General features: G+C 53.8%; 2 protein-coding genes. Both read left to right on the forward strand.

What is annotated here, in order from left to right:
* On the forward strand, window positions 1-529 hold a 529-nt coding region (locus AWU74_RS13225; protein WP_306701053.1), incomplete at its 5' end, for a DUF6056 family protein.
* The coding region (locus AWU74_RS13230; RefSeq protein ID WP_306701054.1) for a DUF6056 family protein at window positions 420-727 on the forward strand (308 nt) is incomplete at its 3' end. The genes AWU74_RS13225 and AWU74_RS13230, both read left to right, overlap by 110 nt.

The raw sequence follows: 727 nt of genomic DNA on the forward strand, positions 1-727 counted from the left end.
TTCAAGAAAATCGAAAATAGTCTTTCCGTTCAGGGCGATAGCCGGCTGGGGAAACGAAAATCTCTGCGTGGCGGCATTGTTTCTCCTTATCTCCTATTTTGTCCTGAAACGGCATAAAAAAGAACCGCTTGCGCTTTTTGAAGTGTTCGGCGCGGCAGTGCTTTTAATCGGTTTTGCGCTCCTGCTGTTCTCGCCCGGCACTCATTACCGAGGCACTACCGTCGAATTAAAAGCGCAGTTCAGCCCCCTTGCGTGGTTTTTTCGGCAAATCGCGCTCGCCGCGTGGCGTTTTTTGAAAGCGGCTATATTCCGGCAGGGGCGGCGGCAGCCGTGGGCGCTGAACTGCTGTCCCGCCAACGGAAAACTTCGACGCGGTCGCTCTGCTATACGCGGCGGCAGGGTTCGCGGCATTTACCGCAATGGCGGTAAGCCCAGAATTTCCGACGCGCGCATCGTTCACCGGCGTGGTATTTCTGTGCGTCGCCTTGCTTTCTTTGGCGCGGCGGCTGGAAGTGCAGGGACAGATTAAACAAAATTTCCCCGCGCTCTATGCATTCGCGCTCGGCGCTTTTTTGTTTTCGTTCGCGTGCGCGACGAAAGACATTCGGGAAATACACGTAAAATGGAAACAGCGGGCTGAATATATTTTAGCGCAAAAAGAAAAAGGGGTGCTGGACGTAGAGATACGCGAGCCGATTCCGACGTCGGTTTTGCTGGGGAACAAATA

This window comes from Treponema endosymbiont of Eucomonympha sp. (assembly GCF_001028545.1).